We start from the raw sequence: 26,684 nt of genomic DNA, 5'->3' as shown, positions 1-26,684 counted from the left end.
ACTCTATCCAGAGTGGTTTTTTTTCGTCTGTATGCCTGTGGTCGCGCGGCCGATGTGCTGTGCGTCCAAAAGAAAACGGCCGCCTCATTATCGAGGCGGCCGTTTTCTGGAGAGGGCTGCTTGCGATCAGCGTGCGCTGTCGCGGCGGCGCAGAACTGCGCCGGCATGGCCATAGGCGCCCGAATGCGTACGCATTTCATCCATGTAGCGCATCAGCTCGGCTTCGGCCGAAGTGCAGTCATTGGTCGGGCGCGGCGGACGCACCCGGCTCAACAGTTGGTCGGCGGCAGCCAAGGTGCGCTGAGCGCGGCGTTCGGCTTCGGTGAGGGGGCGCAATTGGGAAAACGCGTGCAGGTACTGGCTCATGGACTTTACAAAAATGGGTGGGCCGTCGTTGTGCAACAGCTACGCCGGTCGTGCGGAAAGTGAAACAGAGCTTACCGTTACGAGATGGAAATACAAAGTCAAGGATTGCAAACGGTTTTGCGCCAGGCCAGTCCCCGGGGGTTAATCGGCCTTGTCGTCATCCTCATCGCTGTCGTCGTCGCTGCCGGTAAACGCACGCACCAGGCGCGCAATCTGTTCCAGTTCTTCCTGGGCGGCCAGGGCCCAGGGCGGCGTCTCGAATGGCGAGTCGGCCGGGCCGTCGCTGGCGTGGTCGCGCAGATCGTCAAGCAGTTCAAGTGCCATGCCGGTGGCCTGGGGGTGTCCTCGTGTGGACAGGGCGATGGAGATTGCCAGGGCCTGGCGCAAGGCCAGCAAACGGCCGTCGAGTTCGGTTTCCATGGTGTGGGGTCTATGCAAGAGTTCCGGACGGCTCATTCTACGCGGACGGGGATTGCGGCAAATCAAAGGGGCGCAAGCAAGGCGCGCGGATAATGTTCAGCATGGATGCTCCTGCCTCGCTCGCCCCTGTACGCACGCCGTTTCAGCCTGGTATTTTCCAGCGTCTGGCGACCAATGCGCCTCGTTATACCTCGTATCCCACCGCGGATCGCCTGCATGCCGATTTCGGTGCCGGCCAATGGGAGGCTGCCTTGCGGGCCTGTGGCCAGCAGGCGTCGCAGCCGCTGTCGCTGTACGTGCATATCCCATTCTGCGAGTCGATCTGCTATTACTGCGCCTGCAACAAGGTCGTGACGCGCCATCACGAACGTGCCCAGCCTTACCTGGATGCGCTGGAGCGCGAAATGGCCATGCAGGCAGCTTTGCTGGGTGAGCGCCGTCCTGTGAGTCAATTGCACTTCGGCGGGGGCACCCCAACTTTCCTGTCGGACGATCAATTGGCCCGCCTGATGGCATCGCTGCGACAGCATTTCGACCTTCAGCCGCAGGCCGAGCTCTCCATCGAGATCGACCCGCGCACCATCGATGAAACGCGCCTGCGGGCGTTGGCGCAGATGGGTTTCAATCGTCTGAGCTTCGGGGTGCAGGATTTCGATCCTGACGTGCAGCAGGCGGTGCACCGCGTGCAGCCGTTCGAGGCCGTGCGTGATCTGATGCGCACGGCGCGCGGCCTGGGGTTCGCGTCAATCAATGTGGACCTGATCTATGGCCTGCCCAAGCAGACGGCCTCGTCGTTTGCGCGCACCATCGGGCAGGTGGCCGGTTTGCGGCCCGATCGCATTGCCCTTTATGCCTACGCTCATCTGCCCACGCGCTTCAAGCCGCAGCGCCGTATCGACAGCCAGGCCCTGCCTGATGGCGCCGCTCGGGTCGCCCTGTTGTCGGCGGCCATAGAAGGCTTCCAGGACATGGGCTATGTGTATATCGGGATGGACCACTTCGCCTTGCCTGAGGACAGTCTTGCCCAGGCGCGCCGCGACGGCAGTCTGCACCGGAATTTTCAGGGCTACAGCACCCAGCCGGACCGGGATCTCCTGGTGCTGGGGGTATCGGCCATCAGCCACGTGGGGGCGGTCTACAGCCAGAACCACAAAACGCTCGATGCCTATTACGCCGCGCTGGAGGCGGGCGGACTGCCGGTCGAGCGCGGGCTCGCGTGCAGCGCCGATGACCTGTGGCGGCGTCGCATCATCATGGACATCATGTGCCGGGGCGAGCTGGACCTTGCCGCTTATGCTGCCGAGCGCGGTCTGCCGGTGGCTCAGGCATTTGCCCAGGAGCTGGAGGATCTGCAGCCGCTTCAGGCGCTGGGCCTGCTGCGCCTGACCCCCGATTGGCTGGAGGTCACGGCGCAGGGATGGTTCTTCGTGCGGGCGGTGGCCATGGTGTTTGATGCGCATCTGCGCTGCAACCGGGTGGCCGACCGCTATTCCCGTCTGGCCTGAGTCAGCCGCAGATGTTCTGCTCGAATTTCTCGTTCAGGTAGAGGGCCAGCGCCAGGTCATCGGCCAGGCCGAGTTTCTTCATGGCGCGGCGCTTGTGCGTGCTGATGGTTTTCTTGCTGCGCAACAGGCGCGAGGCCACCTGGGTAACCGACAGCCCCTGTGAGATCTGGCGCAACACCTCGAGCTCGGCCGTGGTGAGCTGGGAGTCGGGGTGGGCCGGTTCGGTGACCTGTGACTTGCCGTCTTTCCAGCCAAGGAAGTGGCGCCGGTCGGCAGCCGTCTGGCGGATGACTTCGACCAGGGTCTCGACCGAGGCCTCCTTGGGCAGAAAGGCGTTGGCGCCGGCCCGGTAGGCGGCGAATTCCGTTTCGGTGTTCTTGCCGGCCGAAAAGGTCACGATGGCCATTTCCGGGTGCTGGCGTCGCAGGCGGCGGATGAAGTCCATGCCGTCCCAGGGTTGGCGCGGCAGGTAGAAGTCGACCACGGCCACGTCGCAGGGTTGCTGGCGCAAGGTCTTGGCCAGGGCGTCGGCGCGCGTTTCAACGCACTTGACCTCGAGATCGGCCTGGTTGCGCAGGTAGGCGGCCAGTCCGAGTGTGATGGCGGGATGGTCGTCGAGAATGGCGACGCGGATCTTGTGGCTGGGCCGCGACAGCAACATGTAGCGGCGCACACCGTAGCCGGGATCGCCGGCGTCTTCGGGTCTGTCTTGTCCGGAGTGCGGGGGCAGATGGTTTGACATAGCGCTTGTCCAATGCGTATTTGCGGGAGTCGTCCGAGCCTTTTAGGCTTCGATTCGCAGATTAAAGGCAATCGGCTCAGAATGATCACGCATCCGAAAATCAGGAAAAATCCTACAAATTCGGTCATTTTCTTGTTAAAAGTGCCAATTTCCTTTCGGGCTGGCGTGATGCCGCTCGGGTGAGTTGCGGCTTCGGTTGCTGCGGCAAAAGTGCTACAATCAGTCAATGAATACATATCGCTTCGCCCATCCTGTGGCCAAGCGGAAACCGAATTCACTGAACTGCCCAAAGCCTTGTCCATGTTTCTTCTGCCGGCGCGAACTACCACCACGACCTCTCGCCCCATGTCGCGTTGAGTCGTTCGTGGTGTTTTTTGCCGGCAGGCACTGAAACGCAAAGCAAACAGGCAGATAAAACGCGGCTAGCCAGCCGCGTTTTTCATTTTTCGTCCAGGAAACTTCATCCAGGAAATCCGTACGATGGTACAAATCACTTTGCCGGATGGTTCGCAGCGTCAATACCCCGGGCCGGTCACGGTCGCCGAGGTGGCGCAGTCCATCGGAACCGGCCTGGCCAAGGCGGCCCTGGCCGGCCGTGTCACGCTCAATGACGAAGAACCCAAGCTGGTCGACACCAGCTTCCGCATCGATCAGGATGCGGGGCTGGCCATCGTGACGGCCAAGGACGCCGATGGCTTGGATCTGATCCGGCACTCGACGGCCCACCTGCTGGCCTACGCAGTCAAGTCCCTGTTTCCGGAAGCCCAGGTCACCATCGGGCCGGTGATCGATAACGGCTTTTACTACGACTTTTCGTACAAGCGCCCCTTTACGCCAGAGGACCTGCAGGCCATCGAGAAAAAGATGACCGAACTGGCCCGCAAGGATGAAGTGGTCACGCGCGAAGAGTGGGTGCGCGATGATGCCGTAGCCTTCTTCAGGAGCATCGGCGAGGAATACAAGGCCGAGATCATCGCCTCGATTCCGTCCAATCAGACGATCAGCCTGTACCGCGAAGGGGATTTCATTGACCTGTGCCGTGGTCCGCACGTGCCGTCGACGGGCAAGCTCAAGGTTTTCAAGCTGATGAAGGTCGCTGGCGCCTACTGGCGCGGCGACAGCAACAACGAGATGCTGCAGCGCATCTATGGCACGGCCTGGGCGACCAAGGAAGACCAGGAAGCCTATCTGCACATGCTTGAGGAGGCCGAGCGCCGCGACCATCGCAAGATCGGGCGCGAACTGGATCTGTTCCACTTCCAGGACGAGGCGCCGGGCCTGATTTTCTGGCACCCCAAGGGGTGGACGCTGTGGCAGCAGGTCGAGCAGTACATGCGCGCGGTGTACCGTGACAACGGCTATCAGGAGGTCAAGGCGCCCCAGATCCTGGATCTGTCGCTCTGGAAAAAGACCGGGCACTGGGACAACTACCGCGAGAACATGTTCACGACGGAGTCGGAGAACCGGGTCTACGGACTGAAGCCCATGAACTGTCCGGGCCACGTGCAGATCTTCAACGCGGGCCTGCATTCGTATCGTGAACTGCCGCTGCGCTATGGCGAGTTCGGCCAGTGCCACCGCAATGAGCCGTCGGGTTCGCTGCATGGCATGATGCGCGTGCGCGGTTTTACGCAGGATGACGGCCACATTTTCTGTACCGAAGATCAATTGCAGGATGAATGTGCCCAGTTCACGGCGCTGCTGCAGGAGGTCTACCGCGACTTCGGCTTTACCGATGTGCTTTACAAGGTGGCCACGCGCCCCGAAAAGCGTATCGGCAGCGACGAGATCTGGGACAAGGCGGAAACCGCGCTGATGGAAAGCCTGCGCCGCACCGGCTGCGAGTTTGAAATCACCCCGGGCGAGGGCGCTTTCTATGGCCCGAAAATCGAGTACACCCTCAAGGATGCCATCGGCCGTCATTGGCAGTGCGGCACCATCCAGGTGGACTTCTCGATGCCGCAGCGTCTGGGCGCCGAGTATGTCGATCAGAACGACCAGCGCCGCACGCCTGTGATGTTGCACCGTGCGATTCTGGGGTCGCTGGAGCGTTTTATCGGCATGCTGATCGAAAACCATGCCGGTGCGATGCCGCCCTGGCTGGCTCCGGTGCAGGCCGTGGTGTGCTGCATTTCCGAATCTTCTGCCGAATATGCGGCGAAAATCACACAAGGCCTGAAAAAACAAGGCTTTAGGGTGCAGGCGGATTTGCGTGGTGAAAAGATCACTCGTAAAATCCGGGAACATAGCCTTCAGAAGGTTCCGTACATCCTTGTCGTAGGTGACAAGGAGGCGCAAAACGGCGCTGTCGCCGTGCGGGGACTGGGCGGCCTGGATCTGGGCGCCATCCCGTTCGATGACTTCGTCGCTCGCCTGAATGAAGACGTCGCCACCCGGCGCAACGTCGTTCAGCCGGACAGCAAGGCTGTCTAACTTTTCTAGGAGTTTTCAACATCGCCACTGAAAAAAGCGTTCGCATCAACGGTGAAATCCGCGTCCCCGAGGTGCGCCTGATAGGTCTGGAAGGAGAACAGCTTGGCATCGTCAAGATTGCCGATGCGTTCCGTCTTTCCGAGCAAGCTGACGTGGATCTGGTCGAAATCGCGCCCAACGCCGATCCTCCAGTCTGCCGCTTGATGGACTACGGCAAGTTCAAGTATCAAGAGCAGAAACGCCAGGCCGAGGCCCGCTCCAAGCAGAAGGTCATCCAGGTCAAGGAAGTCAAATTCCGTCCTGCGACCGACGAGGGCGACTATCAGGTCAAGCTGCGCAACCTGCGCCGCTTCATCGAAGAGGGCGACAAGGTCAAGGTGACGCTGCGTTTCCGTGGCCGTGAAATGGCCCACCAGGAGCTTGGCATGCGAGTGCTCGAGCGGGTGCGCGACGACATCACCGAACAGGCGCAAGTCGAAGCCATGCCGAAACTCGAAGGCCGGCAGATGGTCATGGTGCTGGCCCCCAAGAAAAAGGCCGCCAAGACTGATTCGGCCAGTTGATCCCGCAATACCGGCCCGCGTCCTCGCTCAGCAGGACGTCGGGCCGGTTTGCCTTTATCGCCATGCCGCTGGCGGCGGGCGATCACACGTTTTCCGGCTTCGCATCTCCCAGTGAGTGTGGCGGGGCAGAGGTGTCAGGTAAGTCAATGCACGTCTTGTTCATCATCGACCCGTTGCCGCAACTCAAGGCATACAAGGACAGCTCCGTCGCCATGATGCGGGCTCTGGTCGCGCGCGGCCATACCCTGAGCGTGGCGCAGCAAGGGGATCTGTTCATCGAGGGCGGCACGGTCAGCGCCCGCAGCCAGCCTATCGAGCTGCTGGCGCAGGCCGACCTGCACGAGGCCGGCTGGTGGCGCGAGTCGGGGCCGGCGACTGATATGCCGCTGGAGACCTTCGGCGCGGTGCTGATGCGCAAGGATCCGCCCTTCGACATGGAGTACGTGTACTCCACTCATCTACTGGAATATGCCCAGGCGCAGGGCGCCAAGGTGTTCAACGGTGGCGCGGCGATCCGCAACCATCCCGAGAAACTGGCCATCACCGAGGTGGCCGGCATGACTGCGCCCACGCTGGTGTCGCGCGACATGGCGCGCATCAAGGCCTTTCATGCCGAGCATGGCGATGTGATCGTCAAGCCGCTGGACGGCATGGGCGGCACGGGCATTTTCCGCTTGCAGCACAACGACCCCAATCGCAACGCCATTCTCGAGACGCTGACCGACAACGGAACGCGGACCATCATGGCGCAGCGCTATATTCCCGAGATCATCAAGGGCGACAAGCGCGTGCTCATCATTGGCGGCGAGCCTGTGCCGTTCGTGCTGGCCCGCATCCCGCTGGCCGGCGAGACGCGCGGCAATCTGGCTGCCGGCGGTCGCGGCGTGGCCCAGCCCCTGTCGCCGCGCGAGCGTGAGCTGGCGCTGGCCGTGGCGGCCAGGACGGCCGGGCGCGGTCTGCTGCTGATCGGCCTGGACGTGATCGGCGACTACATCACCGAGATCAATGTCACCAGCCCGACGTGTTTCGTGGAAATCACCGAGCAGACCGGCTATGACGTTGCAGATCGTTTTGCCCAGGCGCTAGAAAGCGCCGTTGCCTGAGGCTGCGGCCATGACCGGGATCGTCATCGTCGTCCATGCCCCGCTGGGCAGCGCCATGCGCGAAAGCGTGCGGCACGTGCTGGGCGAGGCCACCGACGTGCTGGCCGTGCACGACATCGAGCCGCAGGATATGCCGGACGACCTGGCACCGGTGGTGCTCAAGGACGTGCTGCGCGTGGATCGCGGGCAGGGGGTGCTGGTGCTGACCGATCTGATCGGCGCCACGCCTGCCAATATCGCCAAGCGGGCGGTAGCCGATGCGCGCGCGCTTGGCGTGCAGTGCTGCCTGCTGGCCGGCCTGAATACCCCCATGCTGATGCGCGCCCTGACTTATCGCAATATGTCGCTGGCCGAGGCGCGGGAAAAAGCGCTGGCCGGCGGTGTGCAGGGCTGCTTGCGTGTAGACTGACTCCGGGCCTCAGGCTCTTCCATCAAGCCCGGCCTGCGATCGGGGCCGCGATTCGATACCAACCATGCCTACCTTAGACATCGTCATCAGCAATAAACTCGGCCTGCATGCGAGGGCGGCTGCCAAGCTGACCCAGCTCGCCAGCAAGTTCGAAAGCGAAATCTTCATCGCCCGCGGCGCGCAGCGTGTCAATGCCAAGAGCATCATGGGCGTGATGATGCTGGCCGCAGGGCCGGGCGTGACCGTCAGGCTCGATGCCTCGGGCAACGATGCCGATCAGGCGCTGGTGGAAATCCAATCCTTGTTCGATGGCAAATTCGGTGAAGAGCAATAGTTCGCGCACGCATGTCTTGGCCGGTGCGCAAGGCGCGCCGGCTGCAGTCGCTGTTTCCGAGAACGGGGCTGGCATTGCCAGCCCCGTTCTATCTTTGTTCGGCAAGGGGGTGGCGCGTGGCTATGCCATCGGCCGCGCCGTGGTGATGGGCGCGGCCGCGCTCGAGGTCGCGCACTACCGTGTGGCGCCCGAAGATGTGCCTGCCGAGTGCCAGCGCCTGACGGCCGCACTGGAGCAGGCGCAGGCCGACCTGCTGCAGCTGGCCGAGAACCTGCCCGAGGATGCGCCGCGCGAGCTGGGCGCCATGCTCAACGTGCACCGTCTGTTGATCAGCGATCCGCTGCTGGCAGAACAGGCCCGCGGCATCATCGCCGAACGCTTCTATAACGCCGAATGGGCGCTGACCGCGCAAGGCCAGATTCTGTGCGAGCAGTTCGACGCCATGGAGGATGAGTACCTGCGCGAGCGTGGCGCCGACGTGCGTCAGGTGATCGAGCGGGTGCTGCAGGTGCTCTCCGGCAGTTCCATCCTGCTGCCCGATGGTTCCCAGTTCGAAGGCGATGATCCGCTGGTGGTGGTGGCCCACGACATTTCGCCGGCAGACATGCTGCGCTTGCGCGGCGGCCGCTTTGCGGCCTTCGTCACCGATCTGGGCGGGCCGACGTCGCACACGGCCATCGTGGCGCGCAGCATGGGCGTGCCGGCGGTCGTGGCGCTGGGCAATGTACGCGAGCTGGCGCGCGATGGCGACATGCTGATCGTCGACGGGGCGAGCGGCGTGGTGATGATCAATCCCTCGCCGGGCATCCTGGCCGAGTACCGGGCCCGTCAACGGGCCTATGCCGAAGAGCGCGCCGAACTGAGCCTGCTGCGCGACGTGCCGGCCATGACGCTCGATGGCATCGGCATCAAGCTGGAAGCCAATATCGAGCTGCCCGACGAGGCGGCGGCTGCGCTGGCGGCAGGCGCCGATGCCATCGGCCTGTTCCGCAGCGAATTCCTGTTCATGGGTCGCACGGACCTGCCCAGCGAAGAGGAGCAGTATCAGGCCTACGCTTCGGTCGTGAAGACCATGGCCGGGCGGCCCGTAACGATACGCACGCTGGATATCGGTTCGGACAAGACGCTCGATGGCGAGGCCACCGTGGCGACCAATCCGGCGCTGGGGCAGCGGGCCATCCGCTACTGCCTGTCGCGCCCGGACCTGTTCCTGTGCCAGTTGCGGGCCATCCTGCGTGCCTCGGCCCACGGGCCCGTGCGTCTGCTGATCCCGATGATCGCGCACATGCACGAGGTCAAGGCCACCTTTGCGGCGCTGGCTGCCGCGCGTCGAGAACTCGATGCCCGCGGGCAGGCCTATGCCGAACGGGTGGAGGTCGGCGCCATGGTGGAGGTGCCGGCCATCGCCATCGCCATCGAGCCGTTCGCCCAGGCGCTGGATTTTCTGTCGATCGGCACCAATGACCTGATCCAGTACACGCTGGCGATCGACCGCGGCGATCATGATGTTGCCGAGCTTTATGACCCGCTGCATCCGGCCGTGTTGCGCCTGATCGCGCACACCATCAACGCCGGTGAGCGGGCGGGCAAGCCGGTGGCGGTCTGTGGCGAAATGGCCGGCGACGCCCGTCTGACCCGATTGCTGCTTGGACTGGGGCTGACCGAGTTCTCGATGCACCCGCAGCAGCTGCTGGACGTCAAGCGCGAGGTGCGGCGCGCCCACTCCAATGCGCTGCGGGTCAAGGTGGCGGCGGCGCTGAACCGCGCGCTGCCGGTCGACCTGGACCTGCTGGAGCAGGCCTGATGCGCCTGCCCGCCAGCCGGGTCAGTCGAGCAGGGTGGCCTTCAGCGTGATTTCGGCGTTCAGCAGTTTGGAGACCGGGCAGCCGGTCTTGGCCTTCATGGCGGCGGCTTCGAACGCTTCCTGAGTGGCGTGAGGTACGTTGGCTTCGAGCACCAGATGCACGGCCGTGATGGCAAAGCCGTCATCGGTTTTCTCAAGCACGACTTCGGCGCGTGTTTCGATGCGTTCGGCGCGCAGTCCGGCTTCACCCAGCACATTGGACAGGGCCATCGAGAAGCAGCCGGCGTGGGCGGCGGCAATCAGTTCCTCGGGGTTGGTCCCGGGGGCGTCTTCGAAGCGGGTGCGAAAGCCATAGGGCTGTTTATCCAGTACGCCGCTCTGGGTGGTCAGGGCGCCGGCGCCGTGGCTGAGGTCGCCTTCCCAGACTGCGGTTGCGTTGCGTTTCATGGTGGACTCCCGGAAATGGGCGCGCCGCAGAAGGCGGGCGCCTGAGGGGCCATGATAGCGCTCACGCCGCGGGCTGGAAAACCGACGCTTTGCGCGGCCATAATGAGGCCAAGGAGGAAAGCCATGCAGATCATCGACACCGCCGCCACGCAGGCGGCCCTGAATTTCGACACCGTGATCCCGGCGCTGCGCCAGGGTTTTGCCGGCGGCTATACGGTGCCGCCCCGGCATGTGCACGCCATCGAGTCGGGAGGGCGGCAGGGCACTTCGCTGATCATGCCGGCCTGGAGCGAGGCGGGCTATTTCGGCGTGAAGGTCATCAACATCTTTCCCGAGAACACCCGCGACGGGCTGCCGGGCCTGCATGCCACCTATACGCTCTACAGCGCACGCAGCGGCGTGCCTCTGGCGCAGGTCGATGGCGACGTCGTCACAGCCTATCGCACCGCCGGGGCCGCAGCGCTGGGAGCGGATTATCTGGCGCGGGCCGATGCGCGCCGTCTCCTGGTGCTGGGCTCGGGCCGCATTGCCTCGCTGGTGCCGGCGGCCATGCAGGCCGTGCGGCCGATCGACGAGGTCATGATCTGGAACCTGCGCGAGGCCGGCGCCCAGGCCCTGGCTGCCCGGCTTCGCGAGCAGGGCATCGCAGCCCGCGCGGTCAACGATCTGCAGGCTGCGGTCGAGCAGGCCGACATCGTCAGCTGCGCCACTTTGTCCACGGTTCCGCTGGTGCAGGGCGCCTGGTTGCGTCCGGGCGTGCACCTTGATCTGATCGGCAGCTTCAAGCCGGAAATGATGGAAACCGATCCGGCCTGCTTCGATGGGACGGCGGTCTATGTCGATACCGATGAGGCGCCCACCAAATCCGGCGATCTGTTGCAGGCTTTTGCCGCCGGCACCCTGACGCCGGACGCCATTCGCGGCAATCTGTTCGATCTGGTGGCCGGTCGCGTGAGGGGGCGGGCCGATGCCCGGCAGATCACTGTGTTCAAGGCGGTGGGCAGCGCCCTGGAGGACCTGGCGCTCGCGGCCACTGTCTACGAACGCCAGGCCGGCAATCGGGGCGGCTAGGGGCTGCGCCGGTACATGAGGCACAATATGGCCTGACCTTGTGGCCAGACCCACGCGGGCCACTCGGCCCGCGACACTTTTCCGAGTCCCATCATGATTTCCTTACTCCAACGCTGTAGCGGCCTTGTCGTGGCGATGGCGTGCGCATTTGGCGCGCAGGCCGAAGTCGTCATCGGCGTCGATGTTTCCACCACCGGCCCGGCCGCCGCCATCGGCATCCAGACCAATAACGCCGTGCGCCTGTGGCCCGCGACGCTGGGGGGAGAGCCGGCACGCTACATCGTGCTGGATGACGGCACCGACGTGAGCCGCGCCGTCAAGAACATGCGCAAGCTGACCTCCGAAGACAAGGTCGACGCCATCGTCGGGCCCAACATCACCGCCTCGGCCCTGGCCGGGCTGGACGTGCTGGCCGAGACGGGCACGCCGATGATCGCGCTGGCGGCCTCGGCGGTGATCGTGGAGCCGATGTCCGATCCCAAGCGCGCCTGGGCCTTCAAGATGCCCCAGAACGACTCGCTGATGGCGTCGGTCCTGGTGCAGGACATGAAAAAGAAAGGGCTGGATTCCGTGGCCTTCATCGGCTTCGCAGATTCGTACGGCGACAGCTGGTGGAAAGAGTTTTCATCGGCCGCCGAGCAGGCCGGCCTGAAGATCGTCGCCCAGGAGCGCTTTCAGCGCACCGACGCTTCGGTCATGGGGCAGGTGCTCAAGGTGATGGCTGCCAAGCCGGATGCGGTGCTGGTGGCCGGAGCGGGTACGCCCTCGGCGCTGCCCCAGAAGACGCTGCTCGAACGCGGCTATCAGGGGCAGATCTACCAGACTCACGGCATCGGCACGCTGGAGTTCCTGCAGGTAGGAGGGCGCGATCTCGAAGGAACGCTGTTCCCGACCGGCCCGGGCGTCGTGGCGCGTGAGTTGCCGGCCGACAATCCGGTCAAGGAAGTGGCGCTGGCCTTCGCCGACAAATACGAGGCGCAGTACGGCCCCAATACCCTCACGCAGTTTGCCGGCGACGCCTACGGAGCCTGGGTGCTGCTGGATTCGGCGGTGGGGCGTGCCCTCAAGACCGGCGCCAAGCCCGGTACCCCGGCCTTTCGCCAGGCGCTGCGCGATGCGCTCGAGAACACCCGTGATCTGGCGGTGCCCAATGGCGTGCTCAACATCACGCCGACCGATCACCAGGGTTTTGACGAGCGCGCGCGCGTCATGGGCGTGATCAAGGACGGTAAATTCTCCTACGCCGGACAACCCTGAGCGAGCGGTTGCAATTTCCCCCGGGGCAGGGCGACCTGCCCCTTTTTGTTGGAAATTGATTCGGACACGAATTATTTATTGGAATATGATTCGTAGTGAATCAATTACCAGTATGGGGGAATCATGATGGCTTACCCAATGGCCTGGCGGGCGTGCCGCCGTATGTTCGCGGCGGCAGCCCTGGCCGGCCTGGCGGCTTGCGGCGATGGCGGGGACACGCCTTCGGGCGGGTCCGAGCAGGCCCAGGCAACCGATACGCTGGCAGCGGCCAAGGCTGCCGGCCGCGTACGCATTGGTTATGCGAATGAGGCGCCTTTTGCCTATATGGACAGCCAGAAGGGGCAGGTGACCGGTGAAGCCGTCGAGGTGGCGCGTCTGGTGCTCGAGCGCATGGGCATCAAGGAAGTCGAGGGCGTGCTGACCGAGTTCGGCGGGTTGATCCCCGGATTGCAGGCCAAACGCTTCGACATCATTGCTGCCGGGATGTACATCACGCCGCAGCGTTGCGGCCAGGTGGTGTTCTCCAATCCGACCTATGGCGTGGATGCTGCTTTTCTGGTGCCCAAGGGCAATCCCAAGCAACTGCACAGCTATGGCGACGTGGCCAAGCAGCCGGATATCAAGCTGGGGGTGGTTGTGGGCGCGATCGAGGCCGACTACGCTCGCGAGTCCAAGGTGGCCGACGAGCAGATCGTAGTCTTCCCCGATGCGGTCAGCGCCTATGCAGGGGTGCAGTCCGGGCGGGCGGATGCCTATGCGGCCACGGCCCTGACGGTCAACGACCTGCTGAACAAGCAGGGTGACGGGGGCCTGGAGCGCGCCGAGCCGTTTGCCAATCCGGTGATCGAGGGCGAAGACGTGCGCGGTTATGGGGCGTTCGCATTCCGCAAGGAAGACGCTGCCTTTGCCGAGGCGTTCAATGCGGAGCTGGCCACGCTTCTGGGCAGCGAAGCGCATGCCAAGGCCGTCGAACCTTTCGGCTTCACCGCGGCCGAGCTGCCGGAGGGCGTGACGGCCCAGGCGCTTTGCAAGCAGACCCCGTGATCCCGATGGCCGATCTGGAAGTGCTTCTTCCGCCGTTGTGGCAGGGGCTGCTGGTGACTTTGCAGGTGTTGGCCGGCGCGGCGCTGCTGGCCGTGCCGCTGGCGCTGCTGGCTGGCCTGGCGCGGCGTGCCCAGGCGGCCTGGCTGCGTGCGCTGGCGGTGGCCTATGTCGAGCTGTTTCGCGGTACATCGGCCCTGGTGCAGCTGTTCTGGTTCTACTTCGTGCTGCCGATGTTCGGCCTGCGCCTGCCGGCCATGGCGGTCGGCATCGTGGTGCTGGCGCTCAATGCGGGGGCCTATGGCGCCGAGGTCGTCCGGGGAGCCTTGCAGGCCTTGCCACGCGGTCAGAGCGAGGCCGCGCTGGCCCTGAATTTCACGCCCGGACAGACCTTGTGGCGCATCCTGTTGCCGCAGGCCCTGCCGGCCATGCTGCCGCCGGGAGGCAATCTGCTGATCGAGCTGCTCAAGAATACGGCGCTGGTGTCGCTGATCACCATCACCGACCTGACTTTCCGGGGGCAGTTGTTGCGCAGCGAGACGCTGCAGACGGTGCAGATCTTTTCCATCATGCTGGGTATGTATTTCGCCGTGGCCTTGCTGATCACAGGCGTGGTGCGCTGGCTGGAGCACAAGGTGCGGGCGCGATGAATGTGATCTTCGACTGGACGTTTGCCTGGGAAATCCTGCCCAAGCTCGGAGCGGCCCTGTGGGTCACGATACAGGCCACGGTGCTGGGCATGTTGTTGGCCATCACGCTGGGCCTGGTGCTGGCGCTGCTGCGGCGTGCGCCATGGCGTGTAGTGTCCTGGCCGGTGGCGCTGGTGGTGGAGTTTGTGCGCAGCACGCCGCTTCTGGTGCAGATGTATTTCCTGTTCTATGTGCTGCCCACGCTGGGGCTGGGCATGTCTGCACTCACCACCGGGGTGTTGGCCCTGGGCCTGCATTACGCGGCCTATTGCTCGGAGGTCTATCGTGCCGGGCTGGAAAGCGTGCCGCGCGGGCAACTGGAGGCGGCCACGGCCTTGAACCTGTCGCCCTGGCGCACCAGCCTGGATGTGGTGCTGCCACAGGCAATACCGCCCGTGGTGCCTGCTCTGGGCAACTACCTGATCGCCATGTTCAAGGATACGCCGTTGCTGTCAGCCATCACGGTGGTCGAGTTGCTGCAAGAGAGCAAGATCATCGGCTCGGCAACTTTTCGCTATACCGAGCCGCTTACCCTGGTGGGCCTGATGTTCCTGGTGCTCAGCCTGGCGGCGGCCTGGGGCGTGCGGCGTCTGGAGCACTATCTGAAGCGAGTACAAGGAGGGGCGCGATGAGCGCGAGCCTGCGTTTGATCGATCTGCGTAAAAACTATGGGGATCTGGAGGTGCTGCGAGGCATCGACCTGGAGATTCCGGCGGGCCAGACCGTCTCGGTGATCGGCCCTTCGGGGTCAGGGAAGTCCACGCTGCTGCGCCTGCTGATGACGCTGGAGCGTCCCAGCGGCGGGCGCATCGAGGTCGATGGCGAGGCGATGTGGCAAGACGCCGACGGCCGCGAGATGGGGCCCAATTCGGCGCATGTCCGGCGCGTGCGCGGCAAGATCGGCATGGTGTTCCAGCACTTCAATCTTTTTCCTCACATGAGCGCCCGCGACAATGTCGCCGAAGCGCCGCACCGGGTGCTTGGGCTGAGCCGCAGCGAGGCGCAGGCCCGTGCCCAGGAGTACCTGGAGCTGGTGGGCCTGGGCGACAAGCAACAGGTGTATCCGGCGCAGCTCTCCGGCGGTCAGAAACAGCGCGTGGGGATTGCGCGGGCCTTGGCCATGCATCCGCAGGTGATGCTGTTCGACGAAGTGACCTCGGCGCTGGACCCGGAGCTGGTGGGTGGAATCCTGCAGATCCTGCGGGACCTGGCAGCCAAGCGCACCATGACCATGATACTGGTGACGCACCAGATGAAATTCGCCGAACGCAGTTCCGACCGCACATTGTTTTTCGATGAGGGCCGGATCGTCGAGGACGCCCCTTCGGAGCAGCTGTTCTCGCAGCCCCGTGAGGCGCGGACCCGGCAGTTCCTCGATAGCGTGATCGAGGCCGCCTGAGATAGCGGGCCTCGGCCCGCCTTGGCCTCAGTGCCTGCCGGTGCTGCCGAAGCCGCCAGTGCCGCGCTCGGTGTCGGTGGAGAATTGCTCGACCACGTCCAGGGCCACCTGCACGACGGGCTGGAACATCAGCTGGGCGATGCGCTCGCCGGGCTGGATGACGTAGGGTTCGGTGCCGTCATTGGCCAGGATCACGCCGATCTCGCCGTGGTAGTCGGAATCGATCACGCCGATGCCCTGGGCCACGCGCACGCCATGCTTGAGCGACAGTCCAGAGCGTGAGGCAACGATGGCCACCAGGCCGGGGTCGGTCATGTTGATGGCGATGCCGGTCTTCACCAGGCTGCGAGCGCCGGGCGCCAGCGTCACGGGCTCGGCCAGGCAGGCGCGCAGATCCATGGCGGCCGCGCCGGGGGTGGCATAGGCGGGCGGATCGATATGTTCGCCCAGCAGGGGATTGACGATGCGGGTTTCAATGCGTCGGAACATCTTGCTCATTGCGTCGGTTGCGAAAGGGGGAAGAAGGCGTCAGGGCTTGCGCGGAAGGTTCAGCGGGGGCAGGGCGGCCGCGGATTGGCGCGAGGCCTTGCGAGCGCGCGCTGCCGCACGAAACAACCAGAAGGCGATCAGGCCGGGCACCACGAAGCGCGTCGGGCTGCTGTGCTCGTCGGCCACGAAGGCCGCCAGGTTCCAGACCGCGAAACAGACCGCGATGAAGGCGAAGAAGCTCAGCCCGGAGGCCGCCTGACGCTGGCTCGCCTGGCTGGCGAGGGTCGCGGGCGGGGCGGCGGAGCCGTCGTCGTCGGATAGATCGATCGAGGCCGGCTCCGCAGGAGTGGCGACAGGCGGGCGGGCTTTTTTCTGGCGTCGTCCGCGCGTGGCGCCCGGCAAGGGCTCCTCGAGCGCTGGCGGCAGGGCCTGCAGGCCCTGGGATGGGATGCCCCGGCGCGAGAGCTCTTCGACGTAGCGGGCAAAATCCCCGTTCTTAGGTTCACCATAGATGGACATGCGGGCTCCGTCAGGATCGGGGTGCGCGCGGGCGCGCGGCAGAGGGTTGGCGTCGCTTGCGCGTCAGGCTCACGATCAGCCAGATGCCGACCAGCACCGACGCGGCCGCGCCGGCAATCAGGCCGGCGTGCTGGCTGTCGCGTGCCGCAGCCAGGCCGCGCGCGGCGAAAAAGCCGGGTGCCAGGGTCACCGGCAGCCAGATGAGCGCCGACAGAACGTTGGCGAGCTGGAACCGCCCGTGCTTCATGCCCATGATGCCGGCCACGGTCGGAATGGTCGAACGGATGGGGCCCAGGAACCGGCCCATCAGCACAGAGGCGAAACCATACCGCGAAAAGAACAGCCGTGCGCGCGCCACGGCGCTGCGCTGGGTGGACAGCGGCCAGCGCCGCATTACGCCCGGGCCGAGCCAGCGGCCGATGAAATACGACAGGGCATCGCCGACGATGGCGCCGGCCACGCCCCAGATCAGGATGCTCCAGGGCTCGAGCGTGCCCGAGCCGATGAGCCCGCCGGTCAGCAGCAGCAGGGCGGTCGCCGGGATCAGCAGCCCGATGATCAGCATTGATTCGCCCAGCGTCAGCAGGAACGTGATCGGGCCGGCCCATTCCTGGTTGGCCTGGATAAAGGCGCCGATGCGTTCGATGTAAGCGTCCATGCACAAATCCTGTGAGGGATAACCCCTCTATCTTAACCGCCGCAGGCCGGAGGAGCGGACGGCATGCCCGGGCGGGCCTGCGTATGGCGGCATTCCGGGATATGCTGGCGTCCTTTCGGATCCGCCCTCTTTCGCTGACGTCGATGTTTGCTTATCTCGAGCGCCTGGCGCGTCGCAGCCTGCGCCTGTTCTTCACGCTGGTCAAAGTCATGCTGCCCATCATGGTGGTGGTGCAGATCGGCCAATGGCTGGGTTGGGTCGAGGTTTTGGGGCGCGGCTTCGAGCCGGTCATGGGCTTGCTGAACCTGCCCGCGCAGGCTGCCATCATCTGGATTGCGGGCGTGTTTGTCGGCGTCTACGGAGCTCTGGCCGCCCTGGTCGGACTGGCCGGCAGCCTGGACATGACGGCCGGGCAGTTCAGCGCCCTGGCCGCCATGATTCTCTTTGCGCACAATCTGCCGGTCGAGCAGGCCATCGTGCGCCGCGCGGGGGCCAGTTTCTGGGCCACGGCCGCATTACGCCTGGGAGCGGCCGTGCTGTATGGCGGGGCGGTTTCCTGGATCTCGCGCGCGACGGGCTGGCTGTCCGAGCCCATGTCTTTCGAGTGGCTGCGGACCTCCGGCATGGCGGGCGATCCTGCGGCGCTGGGCGTGGGCGAGTGGTTGCGCGGCACGCTGTCCTCGCTGGCGCTGACCTTTGTGGTGATCCTGGCCTTGCTCATGCTGCTGGATCTGCTCGAACGCAGTGGCATCACGGCCGCCCTGACGCGCGCTCTGACGCCGGTGCTGCGCTGGTCGGGTCTGGCGCCGGAAGTCGCGCCGGTCACGATGCTGGGGGTGCTGCTGGGCCTGTCGTATGGAGGCGCCTTGATCATCGAAGAGGCGCAGCGTCAGAACTTCTCGGCACGCACGCGTTTCCTGGCGCTTTCGTGGCTGTCGCTGTCGCACTCCCTGATCGAGGACACCGTGCTGCTGATGGCGGTAGGCGCCAACGGTTGGATCGTGTTGCTGGGCCGGGTGCTGCTGACGCTGGTGGTGGTGGCCGTGCTGGCGCGCCTGTGGCGGCCCGATCCGGCCCCCCTGCGCCAGACCGCCGGCTGAGGCGACGAGGCCGCGGGGGCGCGTCTCAGCGCGGCAGGCGGGCGGCGATCTCGGCGATCAGGCGACGTGCGGCCATGAGCTTGGGCGCAGCCGGCAGCGGATGCGAGCCCTGGTCGTCGAAGAGCACCATTTCGGTGTCATCGGCGCCCATGACGTGCTGGGCCAGGTTGCCCACCAGCAGAGGGATCCCCTTGCGCTGGCGCTTCGCCTCGGCGTGCTCTGCGAGTTTCTCGGTTTCGGCGGCAAACCCTACGCACCAGGGGCCATCGGGCAGCTTTGCCACGTCGGCGAGAATGTCCGGATTGGGCTCGAACTCCAGCGGGGGCAGGCCGCCGGCGCCTTCTTTCTTGAGCTTTTGCTCGCTGGGGTTCTTGATTCGCCAATCGGCGACCGCGGCTACGGCCACGAAGATGTCGGCCTGCGCGGCGTGAGCCATGACGGCCTGGTGCATCTGCTGCGCCGTCACGACCGGCACGACGTCTACGCCGCGCGGCGCAGGAAGGTCGGTCGCGCCGCTCACCAGGGTGACGCGGGCGCCGGCCTCGCGCGCGGCGCGCGCCAGGGCATAGCCGGTCTTGCCGGAAGAGCGGTTGGTCAGCAGCCGTACCGGATCGATGGGCTCGGAGGTCGGGCCGGCCGTCATCAGCAGGTGCCTTCCGGCCAGCAGCTTGGGCTGGAAAAACGCGATCACGTCGGCCAGGATTTCCTGCGGTTCGAGCATGCGGCCCGAGCCGGTTTCGCCGCAGGCCTGGTTGCCGCTGCCCGGACCCAGCAGCGTCACGCCGTCGGCGCGCAATTGCGCGGCGTTGCGTTGCGTGGCCGGGTTATCCCACATTTCGCGATTCATGGCCGGCGTGACCAGCAAGGGGCAGGCTCGCGCCAGGCAGAGCGTGGACAGCAGGTCGTCGGCCAGGCCGTGGGCCAGCTTGGCCATGAAGTCGGCACTGGCCGGTGCGATGAGCACGGCGTGCGCACCGCGTGTCAGGTCGATGTGCGCCATGTTGTTGGACATGCGCGCATCCCAGGCGTCGATGAACACCGGGCGGCCCGAAAGCGCCTGCATGGTGACCGGCGTGATGAAGTGCGTCGCCGCCTCGGTCATGACCACGTCGACCGTCGCACCTTGCTCCGTCAGGCGGCGCACCAGTTCGGCGATCTTGTAGCAGGCGATGCCGCCCGTCATTCCGAGAACGAGGCGTTTGTTGGCAAGGTCAGGCATGAGGGGCGCGCAGCGCCGCAGCGCTGCTTCTCCAGAAAGTCGATGACGGAATTGTAGGCCGCTTCAGGCTTTTTTCTGGCTGCGGGCGCGCAGCAGTTCGTCGAGCACCAGCAGCACCGCTCCGCAGGTGATGGCGACATCGGCGATGTTGAAAGCCGGGTAGTACCAGTTGTCCCAGTAAAAGAGCAGGAAATCGACCACGTGGCCATAGACCACACGGTCGATCACGTTGCCCAGCGCCCCGCCCAGGATGAGCGTGAGCGCCAGCCGGAAACGAGGCTGGTCCGGCGTACGGCGCAAAAACCACAGAATGACGGCCGCCGCCACCAGGCCGAGCCCGGTGAACAACCAGCGTTGCCAGCCTTCTTCGCTGGCCAGGAAGCTGAACGCCGCTCCCCGGTTGTAAAGCAGCGTGAAGTCGAAGAAGGGCAGGATGTTCAGGCGCTCGCCATAGGAAAACGCCGTGTTGAAATAGACCTTGGTGATCTGATCCAGCACGATGATCAACAGGGCCAGCGCCAGGGCGCCGCCCAGTTTTCCCTTGGCCTTGGGCACGGCTTGCGTCATGGTCAGGCCTTGTCGCGCGATTCGCCGGCGCCGAACAGGTTGCTGACGCAGCGGCCGCAGATCTCGGGATGATCGGCGTCCTGGCCTACGTCGGCGCGCCAGTGCCAGCAGCGCTCGCATTTCTTGTGGCCGGAGGGCGTGATTTCGATATCCAGTTCGCCGGCGCGCTCATGCAGCGTGGCGCGCGAGACGATGAACACAAAACGCAGATCGTCGCCCAGGCTGTCCAGCAGGGCATGTTCTTCGCCGCTGGCGTAGAGATCGACCTCGGCCTGCAGCGAGGAGCCAATGCCGCCGGCACTGCGCACGGCCTCCAGGCGTCGCATGACTTCGGCGCGGATGCCGCGCAGGCGCGTCCAGCGTGCCGCCAGCTCGGCCTCGTCGGCATAAGGCGGCAACTGGTGAAAGACTTCGGTGAAGATGGTCGCGCGGGCGGCGTCGGCCTGGTGTTGCAGGGCCGAGTCCACCAGGATCTTCCAGGCTTCCTCGGCCGTGAACGACAGGATGGGCGCCATCAGCTTGAGCAGCGTCTGGGTGATCTGCAGCAGCGCCGTCTGTGCGCTGCGGCGGGCCTGGCTGCCGGGGGCCGTGGTGTACAGGCGGTCCTTCAGCACGTCCAGGTAGAAGGCGCCCAGGTCTTCGGAGCAGAAGGTCTGCAGGCGGGCAACCGCCGGGTGGAAGTCGTAGCGTTCGTAGCTGGCCAGCACTTCGGCCTGCATCTGCGCGGTCATCACCAGCGCATAGCGGTCGATTTCGAGCAGTTCGTCGAAAGGCACGCTCTGGTTGACGCCGTCGAAGTCGGCCAGGTTGGCCAGCAGGAAGCGCAGCGTGTTGCGGATGCGGCGATAGCCTTCGACGACGCGCTTGAGGATCTCGTCGGAGATGGACAGCTCGCCCGAATAGTCGGTCGAGGCCACCCACAGACGCAGGATCTCGGCGCCCAGCGTATCGGAGACCTTCTGCGGCACCATCACGTTGCCGACGGACTTGCTCATCTTGCGGCCCTGGCCATCGACCACGAAGCCGTGGGTCAGCAGCCCCTTGTAGGGAGGCTGGCCGTAGAGCATGCAGCCGGTCAGCAGGGACGAGTGGAACCAGCCGCGGTGCTGGTCGGAGCCTTCCAGGTAGAGGTCGGCCGGCCAGCCCAGTTCGGCGCCGTGCGAGCCCTTGAGGGCGTGGTCCTTGCCGCCCAGCACGGTGGCGTGGGTACTGCCCGAATCGAACCAGACGTCCAGCGTGTCGCGGTTCTTTTCATAGAGATCGGCTTCGTCGCCCAGCAGCTCGCGAGGATCCAGGGATTGCCAGGCCTCGATGCCGTGTTGCTCGACGCGCTGGGCGATCTGCTCCAGCAGCTCGACGGTGCGCGGGTGCAGTTCGCCCGTTTCCTTGTGCACGAAGAAGGCCATCGGCACGCCCCATTGGCGCTGGCGCGAGAGCGTCCAGTCAGGCCGGTTGGCGATCATGGCGTGCAGGCGGGCGCGGCCCCAGGCCGGATAGAAGGCCGTGGCATCGATGCCGGCCAGCGCGGACTCGCGCAGCGTCGGGCCGCCATCGATGGGGGTGACGTCCATGCCCGCGAACCACTGACTGGTGGCGCGGTAGATGATGGGCGTCTTGTGGCGCCAGCAGTGCATGTAGCTGTGCGGCAGCTTCTGCACCAGCATCAGCGAACCGGCCAGCTTGAGCGCTTCGACGATCTTGGGGTTGGCATCCCAGATCGACAGGCCGCCGAACAGCGGCAGGCTGGACACGTATTTGCCATCGCCCATCACCGGGCTCAGGATGTCGGCGTCGGACAGGCCGTGAGCCTTGCAGGAGACAAAGTCTTCGATGCCGTAGGCGGGGGCCGAGTGGACCACGCCGGTGCCGGCGTCCAGGGTGACGTAGTCGCCCAGATAGATCGGCGCGGTGCGCTGATAGCCTTCGGCAGCCTGGGCCAGCGGGTGCGTGAAGCGCAGGCCGGCCAGCTTCTCGCCGGCCGTGGTGGCGATGACTTCGCCTTGCAGGCCCCAGGCCTTCATGCAGGCTTCGACGCGTTCGGTGGCGATCAGCACCAGGGGTCCGTGCACCGGGGTGGGCGTCACGCGCACCAGGGCATATTCGATCTCGGGGTGGACATTGAGCGCCTGGTTCGAAGGAATGGTCCAGGGCGTGGTCGTCCAGATGACGATGGCGCCGTCATCGATGGCGTCCAGGCCGAAGGCCTGCGCCACGGCGGCCTTGTCGGCAAAGGGGAAAGCCACGTCGATGGCCGGGTCGACCCGGTCGGCGTATTCGACCTCGGCCTCGGCCAGCGCCGAACCGCAATCGAAGCACCAGTTCACCGGTTTCAGACCGCGGAACACGTAGCCTTTTTCCAGGATGCGGGCCAGCACGCGGATCTCGTCGGCCTCGTTGCTGAAGTTCATCGTCAGGTAGGGGCGATCCCAGTCGCCCAGCACACCCAGACGCTTGAAGTCGCTGCGCTGGCGGTCGATCTGCTCGAGCGCATAGGCGCGCGCCTTGGACTGTACCTCGGTCACCGGCAGGTTCTTGCCGAACTTCTTCTCGATCTGAATCTCGATGGGCATGCCATGGCAGTCCCAGCCAGGCACATAAGGGGCATCGAAGCCGGCCATGTTGCGGCTTTTGACGATGATGTCCTTCAGGATCTTGTTGACCGCGTGCCCGATGTGGATGTCGCCGTTCGCATACGGCGGGCCATCATGCAGGATGAAGCGCGGGCGGCCTTGGCTGGCAGCGCGGATCTCCTGGTAGATGCGTTTTTCTTCCCATTGTTGCACCCAGGCGGGCTCGCGCTTGGCGAGATCACCCCGCATGGGGAAGGGGGTATCGGGCAGGTTGAGGGTCTTTTTATAGTCCATGAACGGCAAAATAGGCGCGCGCGTTTCGCGCGTCTTCGGCGATGGCGGCAGTCAGCGTGGGAAGGTCAGGGTATTTTTCTTCATCCCGCAGCATGTGCAGGAATTCGACGCTTACGAGTTTACCGTAAGCATCCAGGGTCTCGTCGAGCAGGTGCACCTCCAGCAGCACCCGCCCGGCATCTTCGACCGTCGGCCGCACGCCCAGGCTGGCCACGCCGGCCATGGGTCGCGGGCCCAGGCCGCAGACGCGCACCACGTAAATGCCCGAGCGCGCCGCACAACGCGGCGCCACGCGCAGATTCATGGTGGGAAAGCCCAGTTCGCGGCCCAGCTTGCGGCCGTGGATCACGTGGCCGCTCATGCGCATGGGCTGCCCCAGCAGATGGGCGGCGCGCGGCAGGTCGCCGGCAGCCAGTGCATTGCGCACCTCAGAGCTGGAGATGCGATGGCCGTGGCGGTCGGTCACGTCGGCCAGCGTCAGCACGTCGAAGCCGTAGTGCAGGCCCGCTTCGCGCAAGAGCTCGATGTCGCCGCTGCGCTTGTGGCCGAAACGGAAGTCTTCGCCCACCAGCAGCCAGCGCGTATCCAGCCCTCGCACCAGGAGGTCTTCGATGAAGGCGTTGGCCGACATTTCGGCCAGGCGCGCGTCAAAGGGCTCGATCAGCACCTGCTCGATGCCGGCGGCCGCCAGCGCGGCGACTTTGTCGCGCAGCCCGCTGATGCGGGTCGGCGCCAGCTCGGGGCGCTGGTGGCGGCGCGCGAAGTAGTCGCGTGGATGCGGCTCGAAGGTCATGACCGAGGGCGTCAGGTTCCGTTGCCTGGCGGCCTGGCAGACCCGTTCGAGGATGGCCTGATGGCCCCGATGCACGCCATCGAAGTTGCCGATGGTCAGGGCACAGGGCGTGCGCCGCTCAGGGGGCGGCAGGTGGTGGTAGATGCGCAGCGTCGGTTTCACGGGCATGAGTTTACAATTTTGGATTGGCTCGCCTTGGAATTTCTTATCTTGTCTTCAACCCAATCGAACCGTTGCCGCTTCGTCATCCTGATTTCCGGTCGCGGCAGCAACATGCAGGCCCTGGTCCAGGCCTGCGAGAACCAGGACTGGCCGGCCGAGGTTTCCGCCGTGATTGCCAGTCGTCCGGATGCGGCCGGCCTGCGCTGGGCGGCCGAGCGCGGCATTCCGACGGCGGCCCTGTTTCACAAGGATTACGCGTCGCGCGAGGCTTTCGATGCCGCACTGGCCGAAGAAATCGACCGCCATCGGCCCGACTACGTGTTGCTGGCGGGCTTCATGCGGGTGCTCACGCCTGGATTCGTAAACCATTTTGCCGGCCGGCTGGTTAATATCCATCCCTCGCTGCTGCCGGCCTTCCCCGGCCTGCACACGCATGCGCAGGCGCTGGCCACGGGTGTGCGTGTGCACGGCTGTACCGTGCACTTCGTCACGCCGGTGCTGGACAACGGCCCCATCATCGCCCAAGGTTGCGTACCCGTGCTGGCCGGCGACACGCCGGACGCGCTGGCCCAACGGGTGCTCCAGGTGGAGCACCAGGCCTATCCCGCCGCCATGAACTGGCTGGCCCACGGCCGTGTCACCCTGACTGCCGACCAGCGTGTCGAAGTGCAGGGTGATCCGGCTAGACTGTTTACCTGGACGCCGCCCGCTTGAGACGGGCGACGACCTATTCGGGGGAGCTCCCCCCGCAGGAATCGACATGAGCAAACATCAGGCACCCCGTCCCGCAGGGCGGGCCGCCGGCCAGCGGGCCGGCCAATCCGAACGGGCACGCCGCCCGCTGTCGGCCTACCGCATCGAGCAGGTCCAGCGCGTGCTGGGCGAGGTGCTGCAGTGGGCGCTGCCGGCCGACGCCGTGCTGTCGCACTGGCTGCGCGCCAATCCGGCGCTGGGCGGGCGTGACCGTGCCGAGCTGGCCGAAGGGGTCTACGACGTGCTGCGCAATCTGCGCCGCTACCGCCAGATGGCTGAAAGCGGGGTGGGCAACGCCACCCGTCGCCTGGCCATCCTGGGGCTGGCCGCCACGCGTGGGGCGGCCTGGGTCCAGGAGGCTCTGGATCCGGGAGAGGCGGCCTGGCTGACGCGCGTCGAACAGATCGACCCCGGGACGCTGCCGCGCGGCGTGCGCTACAGCGTGCCCGAGTGGCTGGAAGAGCGTCTGGATCAGCTTCCCGAACCCGAGGCCCTGATGGCCGCCCTTAACCGCGCCGCGACCATGGACGTGCGGGTCAACCCGCTCAAGGTCGAGCGCGAAGCGCTGCTGGCGAGCCTGCGCGAAGGGCCGCCGGCCTCGCGCTTCGATCCGCAGCCCACGCCGTATTCTCCCTGGGGCATCCGTTTCTCGGGCCACCCCTCGATCAATCGCTGGCCGCAATTCCAGGCCGGCCAGTTCGAGGTCCAGGACGAGGGCAGTCAGTTGCTTGCGCTGCTGGTCGGGCCGCGTCGCGGCGAGATGATCATCGACTTCTGCGCCGGTGCGGGCGGCAAGTCGCTGTTGCTGGGCGCGCTGATGCGCTCGACCGGCCGCCTCTACGCTTTTGACGTCTCTGCGGCGCGTCTGGCGCGGGCCAAGCCGCGTTTTGCGCGCAGCGGCCTGTCCAACGTTGTGCCGGTCGTCATCGACAGCGAGAACGACGTGCGGGTCAAACGCCTGGCTGGCAAGGCCCAGCGCGTGCTGGTGGATGCGCCTTGCACCGGCATCGGGACGCTGCGCCGCAATCCGGACCTGAAGTGGCGTCAGCAGCCTCAGGCCCTGGGCGAGATGACCGATCTGCAGCACCGGATCCTCAAGAGTGCGGCCCGTTGCGTGGCGCCGGGCGGGCGGCTGGTTTACGCCACCTGCAGCTTGCTGCCCGAAGAAAACGCCCGGCAGGCCGAGCGCTTCCTGGCCGAGCATCCCGATTTCGAACAGCTCGATGCCGCGGCGCTGTTGCGTAATCGCTGCGAAAACCTGGTCCTGGAGGGGCCATACGTGCAATTGCGGCCCGACCAGCATGGCACGGATGGGTTTTTTGCCGCTGTCTTCGAGCGTCGCCGTGCGGCGCGCGCGGCCGAGAAGCCCGAAGTGGCCGATCCCGCCGAAACGATCAAAGCCACCGAGGCCGCCGAGGTCACCGAGGCCATGCCGGCACCCGGCGACGGTGCTGCGCCGACGACGCAAGATTGAATCAGGGCTGCACCCGGATGCGCGCCGCCTCATGTTGTGGCGCGCGCCCGCGGCCCTGGTAGCGCACGGTCCAGGCGATCTCGTCTTCGCCGGGCTGTGCGGCCCGGTAGACCACGCGTGTGACGCTGACGCGCAACGGTGCGCAACCGGCCGCCGCAAGCGTGGTTTCGGCCCTCATGACGGTGGCCGAGCCCAGGGCAGGGCGGCGGGTCAGTTGCAGGTGCGGGGCGGCCAGGGGCTGGCAGCCGCGCAGCTCGTGGTATTCCGCCAGCACCCTGGATTCGCCGGGGGCCATCGCGAAAACCTGGCTATGCGCAGGCGGGTTGATAAAAAAACAGAAAATAGCGACAAAAAGGCGTAACATAAACGAAGTTCACCGCATCCTGCGCTCAGGGGTGAACCTGGCGGGCTGGTTGCTGGTCCAACAAATCAGTATGCTTGCTGCCAGTATGTAGCAAAGTGTAGATGCGCTGCTGCAATCCCGCGCCATGCCCTCATCTTGG

At 65.4% G+C, this 26,684-nt stretch carries 28 protein-coding genes; 16 read left to right on the top strand and 12 right to left on the bottom strand.

The window, feature by feature from the left end:
• Window positions 1-126: 126 nt before the first annotated feature.
• Together A7V84_RS20180 and A7V84_RS20175 are read right to left on the bottom strand one after the other, a co-directional pair.
• Entirely contained in the window at window positions 127-366 is a 240-nt protein-coding gene (locus A7V84_RS20180) for a hypothetical protein (RefSeq protein WP_025517668.1), read from the bottom strand.
• Between the two features lie 141 nt (window positions 367-507).
• Entirely contained in the window at window positions 508-786 is a 279-nt protein-coding gene (locus A7V84_RS20175) for a hypothetical protein (RefSeq protein ID WP_025517667.1), read from the bottom strand.
• 92 nt (window positions 787-878) lie between these two features.
• On the opposite strand from A7V84_RS20175, the gene hemN reads away from it, so the two are divergent.
• Window positions 879-2,291 (top strand): oxygen-independent coproporphyrinogen III oxidase, encoded by a 1,413-nt coding sequence (hemN, locus tag A7V84_RS20170; RefSeq protein WP_082832996.1) that lies wholly within the window; start codon window positions 879-881, stop codon window positions 2,289-2,291.
• Window position 2,292: 1 nt separating this feature from the next.
• Here the strand turns inward: hemN and A7V84_RS20165 are convergent, their stop codons facing one another.
• On the bottom strand, window positions 2,293-3,033 hold the full coding sequence (locus tag A7V84_RS20165; RefSeq protein WP_025517664.1) for a response regulator transcription factor: 741 nt from the start codon (window positions 3,031-3,033) through the stop codon (window positions 2,293-2,295).
• A 480-nt stretch (window positions 3,034-3,513) separates the two neighbouring features.
• On the opposite strand from A7V84_RS20165, the gene thrS reads away from it, so the two are divergent.
• The 6 genes from thrS to ptsP all read left to right on the top strand — a co-directional run bounded on the left by thrS (window position 3,514) and on the right by ptsP (window position 9,679).
• Complete coding sequence (gene thrS, locus A7V84_RS20160; protein ID WP_025517662.1) at window positions 3,514-5,466, top strand: threonine--tRNA ligase; 1,953 nt, start codon at window positions 3,514-3,516, stop codon at window positions 5,464-5,466.
• Window positions 5,467-5,486: 20 nt separating this feature from the next.
• Window positions 5,487-6,029, top strand: coding sequence for a translation initiation factor IF-3 (gene infC / locus A7V84_RS20155; protein WP_081695127.1), 543 nt, complete (start codon window positions 5,487-5,489; stop codon window positions 6,027-6,029).
• A gap of 146 nt (window positions 6,030-6,175) precedes the next feature.
• Window positions 6,176-7,132: a glutathione synthase gene (gene gshB, locus A7V84_RS20150; RefSeq protein WP_025517659.1), complete on the top strand. Its 957-nt coding sequence runs from the start codon at window positions 6,176-6,178 to the stop codon at window positions 7,130-7,132.
• 10 nt (window positions 7,133-7,142) lie between these two features.
• Window positions 7,143-7,541 (top strand): PTS sugar transporter subunit IIA, encoded by a 399-nt coding sequence (locus A7V84_RS20145; RefSeq protein WP_025517657.1) that lies wholly within the window; start codon window positions 7,143-7,145, stop codon window positions 7,539-7,541.
• Between the two features lie 64 nt (window positions 7,542-7,605).
• Window positions 7,606-7,875, top strand: a complete 270-nt coding sequence (locus A7V84_RS20140; protein ID WP_025517656.1) for an HPr family phosphocarrier protein — start codon at window positions 7,606-7,608, stop codon at window positions 7,873-7,875.
• Between the two features lie 109 nt (window positions 7,876-7,984).
• Window positions 7,985-9,679 (top strand): phosphoenolpyruvate--protein phosphotransferase, encoded by a 1,695-nt coding sequence (gene ptsP, locus A7V84_RS20135; protein ID WP_025517655.1) that lies wholly within the window; start codon window positions 7,985-7,987, stop codon window positions 9,677-9,679.
• A gap of 21 nt (window positions 9,680-9,700) precedes the next feature.
• On the opposite strand, the gene A7V84_RS20130 is transcribed toward ptsP, so the two are convergent.
• The gene (locus A7V84_RS20130; RefSeq protein WP_025517654.1) at window positions 9,701-10,126 is read right to left on the bottom strand and encodes an OsmC family protein; all 426 of its coding nucleotides are present in this window, start codon (window positions 10,124-10,126) and stop codon (window positions 9,701-9,703) included.
• Window positions 10,127-10,249: 123 nt separating this feature from the next.
• On the opposite strand from A7V84_RS20130, the gene lhpI reads away from it, so the two are divergent.
• From lhpI to ehuA, 6 genes are all read left to right on the top strand, one after another.
• Entirely contained in the window at window positions 10,250-11,197 is a 948-nt protein-coding gene (lhpI, locus tag A7V84_RS20125) for a bifunctional Delta(1)-pyrroline-2-carboxylate/Delta(1)-piperideine-2-carboxylate reductase (protein WP_063492081.1), read from the top strand.
• Window positions 11,198-11,290: 93 nt separating this feature from the next.
• On the top strand, window positions 11,291-12,454 hold the full coding sequence (locus A7V84_RS20120) for an ABC transporter substrate-binding protein (RefSeq protein ID WP_025517650.1): 1,164 nt from the start codon (window positions 11,291-11,293) through the stop codon (window positions 12,452-12,454).
• 162 nt (window positions 12,455-12,616) lie between these two features.
• Window positions 12,617-13,498: an ectoine/hydroxyectoine ABC transporter substrate-binding protein EhuB gene (gene ehuB / locus A7V84_RS20115; protein ID WP_033533976.1), complete on the top strand. Its 882-nt coding sequence runs from the start codon at window positions 12,617-12,619 to the stop codon at window positions 13,496-13,498.
• Between the two features lie 5 nt (window positions 13,499-13,503).
• Window positions 13,504-14,145 (top strand): ectoine/hydroxyectoine ABC transporter permease subunit EhuC, encoded by a 642-nt coding sequence (gene ehuC / locus A7V84_RS20110; protein WP_025517647.1) that lies wholly within the window; start codon window positions 13,504-13,506, stop codon window positions 14,143-14,145.
• Window positions 14,142-14,816 (top strand): ectoine/hydroxyectoine ABC transporter permease subunit EhuD, encoded by a 675-nt coding sequence (gene ehuD / locus A7V84_RS20105; protein ID WP_033533977.1) that lies wholly within the window; start codon window positions 14,142-14,144, stop codon window positions 14,814-14,816. Before ehuC ends, ehuD begins: the two co-directional genes overlap by 4 nt.
• Complete coding sequence (gene ehuA, locus A7V84_RS20100) at window positions 14,813-15,583, top strand: ectoine/hydroxyectoine ABC transporter ATP-binding protein EhuA (RefSeq protein ID WP_025517644.1); 771 nt, start codon at window positions 14,813-14,815, stop codon at window positions 15,581-15,583. The genes ehuD and ehuA overlap by 4 nt, the downstream gene beginning before the upstream one ends.
• 27 nt (window positions 15,584-15,610) lie before the next feature.
• Here ehuA and dut read toward each other — a convergent pair whose 3' ends face one another.
• From dut to A7V84_RS20085, 3 genes are read right to left on the bottom strand one after another with little or no spacing between them, the layout of a single operon-like run.
• Complete coding sequence (dut, locus tag A7V84_RS20095; protein WP_025517642.1) at window positions 15,611-16,072, bottom strand: dUTP diphosphatase; 462 nt, start codon at window positions 16,070-16,072, stop codon at window positions 15,611-15,613.
• A gap of 39 nt (window positions 16,073-16,111) precedes the next feature.
• Window positions 16,112-16,591, bottom strand: coding sequence for a hypothetical protein (locus A7V84_RS20090; protein ID WP_025517640.1), 480 nt, complete (start codon window positions 16,589-16,591; stop codon window positions 16,112-16,114).
• 10 nt (window positions 16,592-16,601) lie between these two features.
• Entirely contained in the window at window positions 16,602-17,249 is a 648-nt protein-coding gene (locus A7V84_RS20085) for a DedA family protein (protein WP_025517638.1), read from the bottom strand.
• A gap of 143 nt (window positions 17,250-17,392) precedes the next feature.
• Here A7V84_RS20085 and A7V84_RS20080 point away from each other — a divergent pair, with 143 nt between their 5' ends.
• A complete protein-coding gene (locus A7V84_RS20080) occupies window positions 17,393-18,349 on the top strand; it encodes a nucleoside recognition domain-containing protein (RefSeq protein ID WP_063492597.1) in 957 nt (318 codons plus the stop codon).
• A gap of 25 nt (window positions 18,350-18,374) precedes the next feature.
• Here A7V84_RS20080 and coaBC read toward each other — a convergent pair whose 3' ends face one another.
• The 4 genes from coaBC to A7V84_RS20060 all read right to left on the bottom strand — a co-directional run bounded on the left by coaBC (window position 18,375) and on the right by A7V84_RS20060 (window position 23,954).
• Window positions 18,375-19,568 (bottom strand): bifunctional phosphopantothenoylcysteine decarboxylase/phosphopantothenate--cysteine ligase CoaBC, encoded by a 1,194-nt coding sequence (coaBC, locus tag A7V84_RS20075; RefSeq protein WP_033533978.1) that lies wholly within the window; start codon window positions 19,566-19,568, stop codon window positions 18,375-18,377.
• Between the two features lie 63 nt (window positions 19,569-19,631).
• Entirely contained in the window at window positions 19,632-20,135 is a 504-nt protein-coding gene (lspA, locus tag A7V84_RS20070; protein WP_025517635.1) for a signal peptidase II, read from the bottom strand.
• A gap of 2 nt (window positions 20,136-20,137) precedes the next feature.
• Window positions 20,138-22,999 (bottom strand): isoleucine--tRNA ligase, encoded by a 2,862-nt coding sequence (ileS, locus tag A7V84_RS20065; RefSeq protein WP_063492082.1) that lies wholly within the window; start codon window positions 22,997-22,999, stop codon window positions 20,138-20,140.
• Complete coding sequence (locus A7V84_RS20060) at window positions 22,989-23,954, bottom strand: bifunctional riboflavin kinase/FAD synthetase (RefSeq protein ID WP_025517631.1); 966 nt, start codon at window positions 23,952-23,954, stop codon at window positions 22,989-22,991. The genes ileS and A7V84_RS20060 overlap by 11 nt, the downstream gene beginning before the upstream one ends.
• Before the next feature lie 111 nt (window positions 23,955-24,065).
• Between A7V84_RS20060 and purN the strand changes: the two genes are divergently transcribed.
• Complete coding sequence (gene purN, locus A7V84_RS20055) at window positions 24,066-24,668, top strand: phosphoribosylglycinamide formyltransferase (protein ID WP_025517629.1); 603 nt, start codon at window positions 24,066-24,068, stop codon at window positions 24,666-24,668.
• A gap of 160 nt (window positions 24,669-24,828) precedes the next feature.
• Complete coding sequence (locus tag A7V84_RS20050; protein ID WP_025517627.1) at window positions 24,829-26,181, top strand: RsmB/NOP family class I SAM-dependent RNA methyltransferase; 1,353 nt, start codon at window positions 24,829-24,831, stop codon at window positions 26,179-26,181.
• Window position 26,182: 1 nt separating this feature from the next.
• Here the strand turns inward: A7V84_RS20050 and A7V84_RS20045 are convergent, their stop codons facing one another.
• Window positions 26,183-26,476: a hypothetical protein gene (locus tag A7V84_RS20045; RefSeq protein WP_127070804.1), complete on the bottom strand. Its 294-nt coding sequence runs from the start codon at window positions 26,474-26,476 to the stop codon at window positions 26,183-26,185.
• Window positions 26,477-26,684 lie beyond the last annotated feature (208 nt).

This window comes from Bordetella trematum (assembly GCF_900078335.1).
In the GTDB taxonomy this organism is placed as follows: domain Bacteria; phylum Pseudomonadota; class Gammaproteobacteria; order Burkholderiales; family Burkholderiaceae_B; genus Bordetella; species Bordetella trematum.
The sequence above is the reverse complement of the archived record's forward strand: the minus strand, read 5'-3'. Positions and strand labels throughout refer to the sequence as shown.

What these genes read in the sequence shown, in the direction of transcription:
- A7V84_RS20130 (WP_025517654.1), bottom strand. Translation starts at nt 10,126, where the DNA reads ATGAAACGCAACGCAACCGCAGTCTGGGAAGGCGACCTCAGCCACGGC.
- purN (WP_025517629.1), top strand. Translation starts at nt 24,066, where the DNA reads ATGCAGGCCCTGGTCCAGGCCTGCGAGAACCAGGACTGGCCGGCCGAG.
- A7V84_RS20180 (WP_025517668.1), bottom strand. Translation starts at nt 366, where the DNA reads ATGAGCCAGTACCTGCACGCGTTTTCCCAATTGCGCCCCCTCACCGAA.
- A7V84_RS20140 (WP_025517656.1), top strand. Translation starts at nt 7,606, where the DNA reads ATGCCTACCTTAGACATCGTCATCAGCAATAAACTCGGCCTGCATGCG.
- gshB (WP_025517659.1), top strand. Translation starts at nt 6,176, where the DNA reads ATGCACGTCTTGTTCATCATCGACCCGTTGCCGCAACTCAAGGCATAC.
- lhpI (WP_063492081.1), top strand. Translation starts at nt 10,250, where the DNA reads ATGCAGATCATCGACACCGCCGCCACGCAGGCGGCCCTGAATTTCGAC.
- ehuC (WP_025517647.1), top strand. Translation starts at nt 13,504, where the DNA reads ATGGCCGATCTGGAAGTGCTTCTTCCGCCGTTGTGGCAGGGGCTGCTG.
- A7V84_RS20085 (WP_025517638.1), bottom strand. Translation starts at nt 17,249, where the DNA reads ATGGACGCTTACATCGAACGCATCGGCGCCTTTATCCAGGCCAACCAG.
- hemN (WP_082832996.1), top strand. Translation starts at nt 879, where the DNA reads ATGTTCAGCATGGATGCTCCTGCCTCGCTCGCCCCTGTACGCACGCCG.
- A7V84_RS20120 (WP_025517650.1), top strand. Translation starts at nt 11,291, where the DNA reads ATGATTTCCTTACTCCAACGCTGTAGCGGCCTTGTCGTGGCGATGGCG.
- A7V84_RS20090 (WP_025517640.1), bottom strand. Translation starts at nt 16,591, where the DNA reads ATGTCCATCTATGGTGAACCTAAGAACGGGGATTTTGCCCGCTACGTC.
- A7V84_RS20080 (WP_063492597.1), top strand. Translation starts at nt 17,393, where the DNA reads ATGTTTGCTTATCTCGAGCGCCTGGCGCGTCGCAGCCTGCGCCTGTTC.
- coaBC (WP_033533978.1), bottom strand. Translation starts at nt 19,568, where the DNA reads ATGCCTGACCTTGCCAACAAACGCCTCGTTCTCGGAATGACGGGCGGC.
- A7V84_RS20165 (WP_025517664.1), bottom strand. Translation starts at nt 3,033, where the DNA reads ATGTCAAACCATCTGCCCCCGCACTCCGGACAAGACAGACCCGAAGAC.
- ehuB (WP_033533976.1), top strand. Translation starts at nt 12,617, where the DNA reads ATGTTCGCGGCGGCAGCCCTGGCCGGCCTGGCGGCTTGCGGCGATGGC.
- thrS (WP_025517662.1), top strand. Translation starts at nt 3,514, where the DNA reads ATGGTACAAATCACTTTGCCGGATGGTTCGCAGCGTCAATACCCCGGG.
- A7V84_RS20145 (WP_025517657.1), top strand. Translation starts at nt 7,143, where the DNA reads ATGACCGGGATCGTCATCGTCGTCCATGCCCCGCTGGGCAGCGCCATG.
- A7V84_RS20175 (WP_025517667.1), bottom strand. Translation starts at nt 786, where the DNA reads ATGGAAACCGAACTCGACGGCCGTTTGCTGGCCTTGCGCCAGGCCCTG.
- ehuA (WP_025517644.1), top strand. Translation starts at nt 14,813, where the DNA reads ATGAGCGCGAGCCTGCGTTTGATCGATCTGCGTAAAAACTATGGGGAT.
- dut (WP_025517642.1), bottom strand. Translation starts at nt 16,072, where the DNA reads ATGTTCCGACGCATTGAAACCCGCATCGTCAATCCCCTGCTGGGCGAA.
- ehuD (WP_033533977.1), top strand. Translation starts at nt 14,142, where the DNA reads ATGAATGTGATCTTCGACTGGACGTTTGCCTGGGAAATCCTGCCCAAG.
- ileS (WP_063492082.1), bottom strand. Translation starts at nt 22,999, where the DNA reads ATGGACTATAAAAAGACCCTCAACCTGCCCGATACCCCCTTCCCCATG.
- lspA (WP_025517635.1), bottom strand. Translation starts at nt 20,135, where the DNA reads ATGACGCAAGCCGTGCCCAAGGCCAAGGGAAAACTGGGCGGCGCCCTG.
- A7V84_RS20045 (WP_127070804.1), bottom strand. Translation starts at nt 26,476, where the DNA reads ATGGCCCCCGGCGAATCCAGGGTGCTGGCGGAATACCACGAGCTGCGC.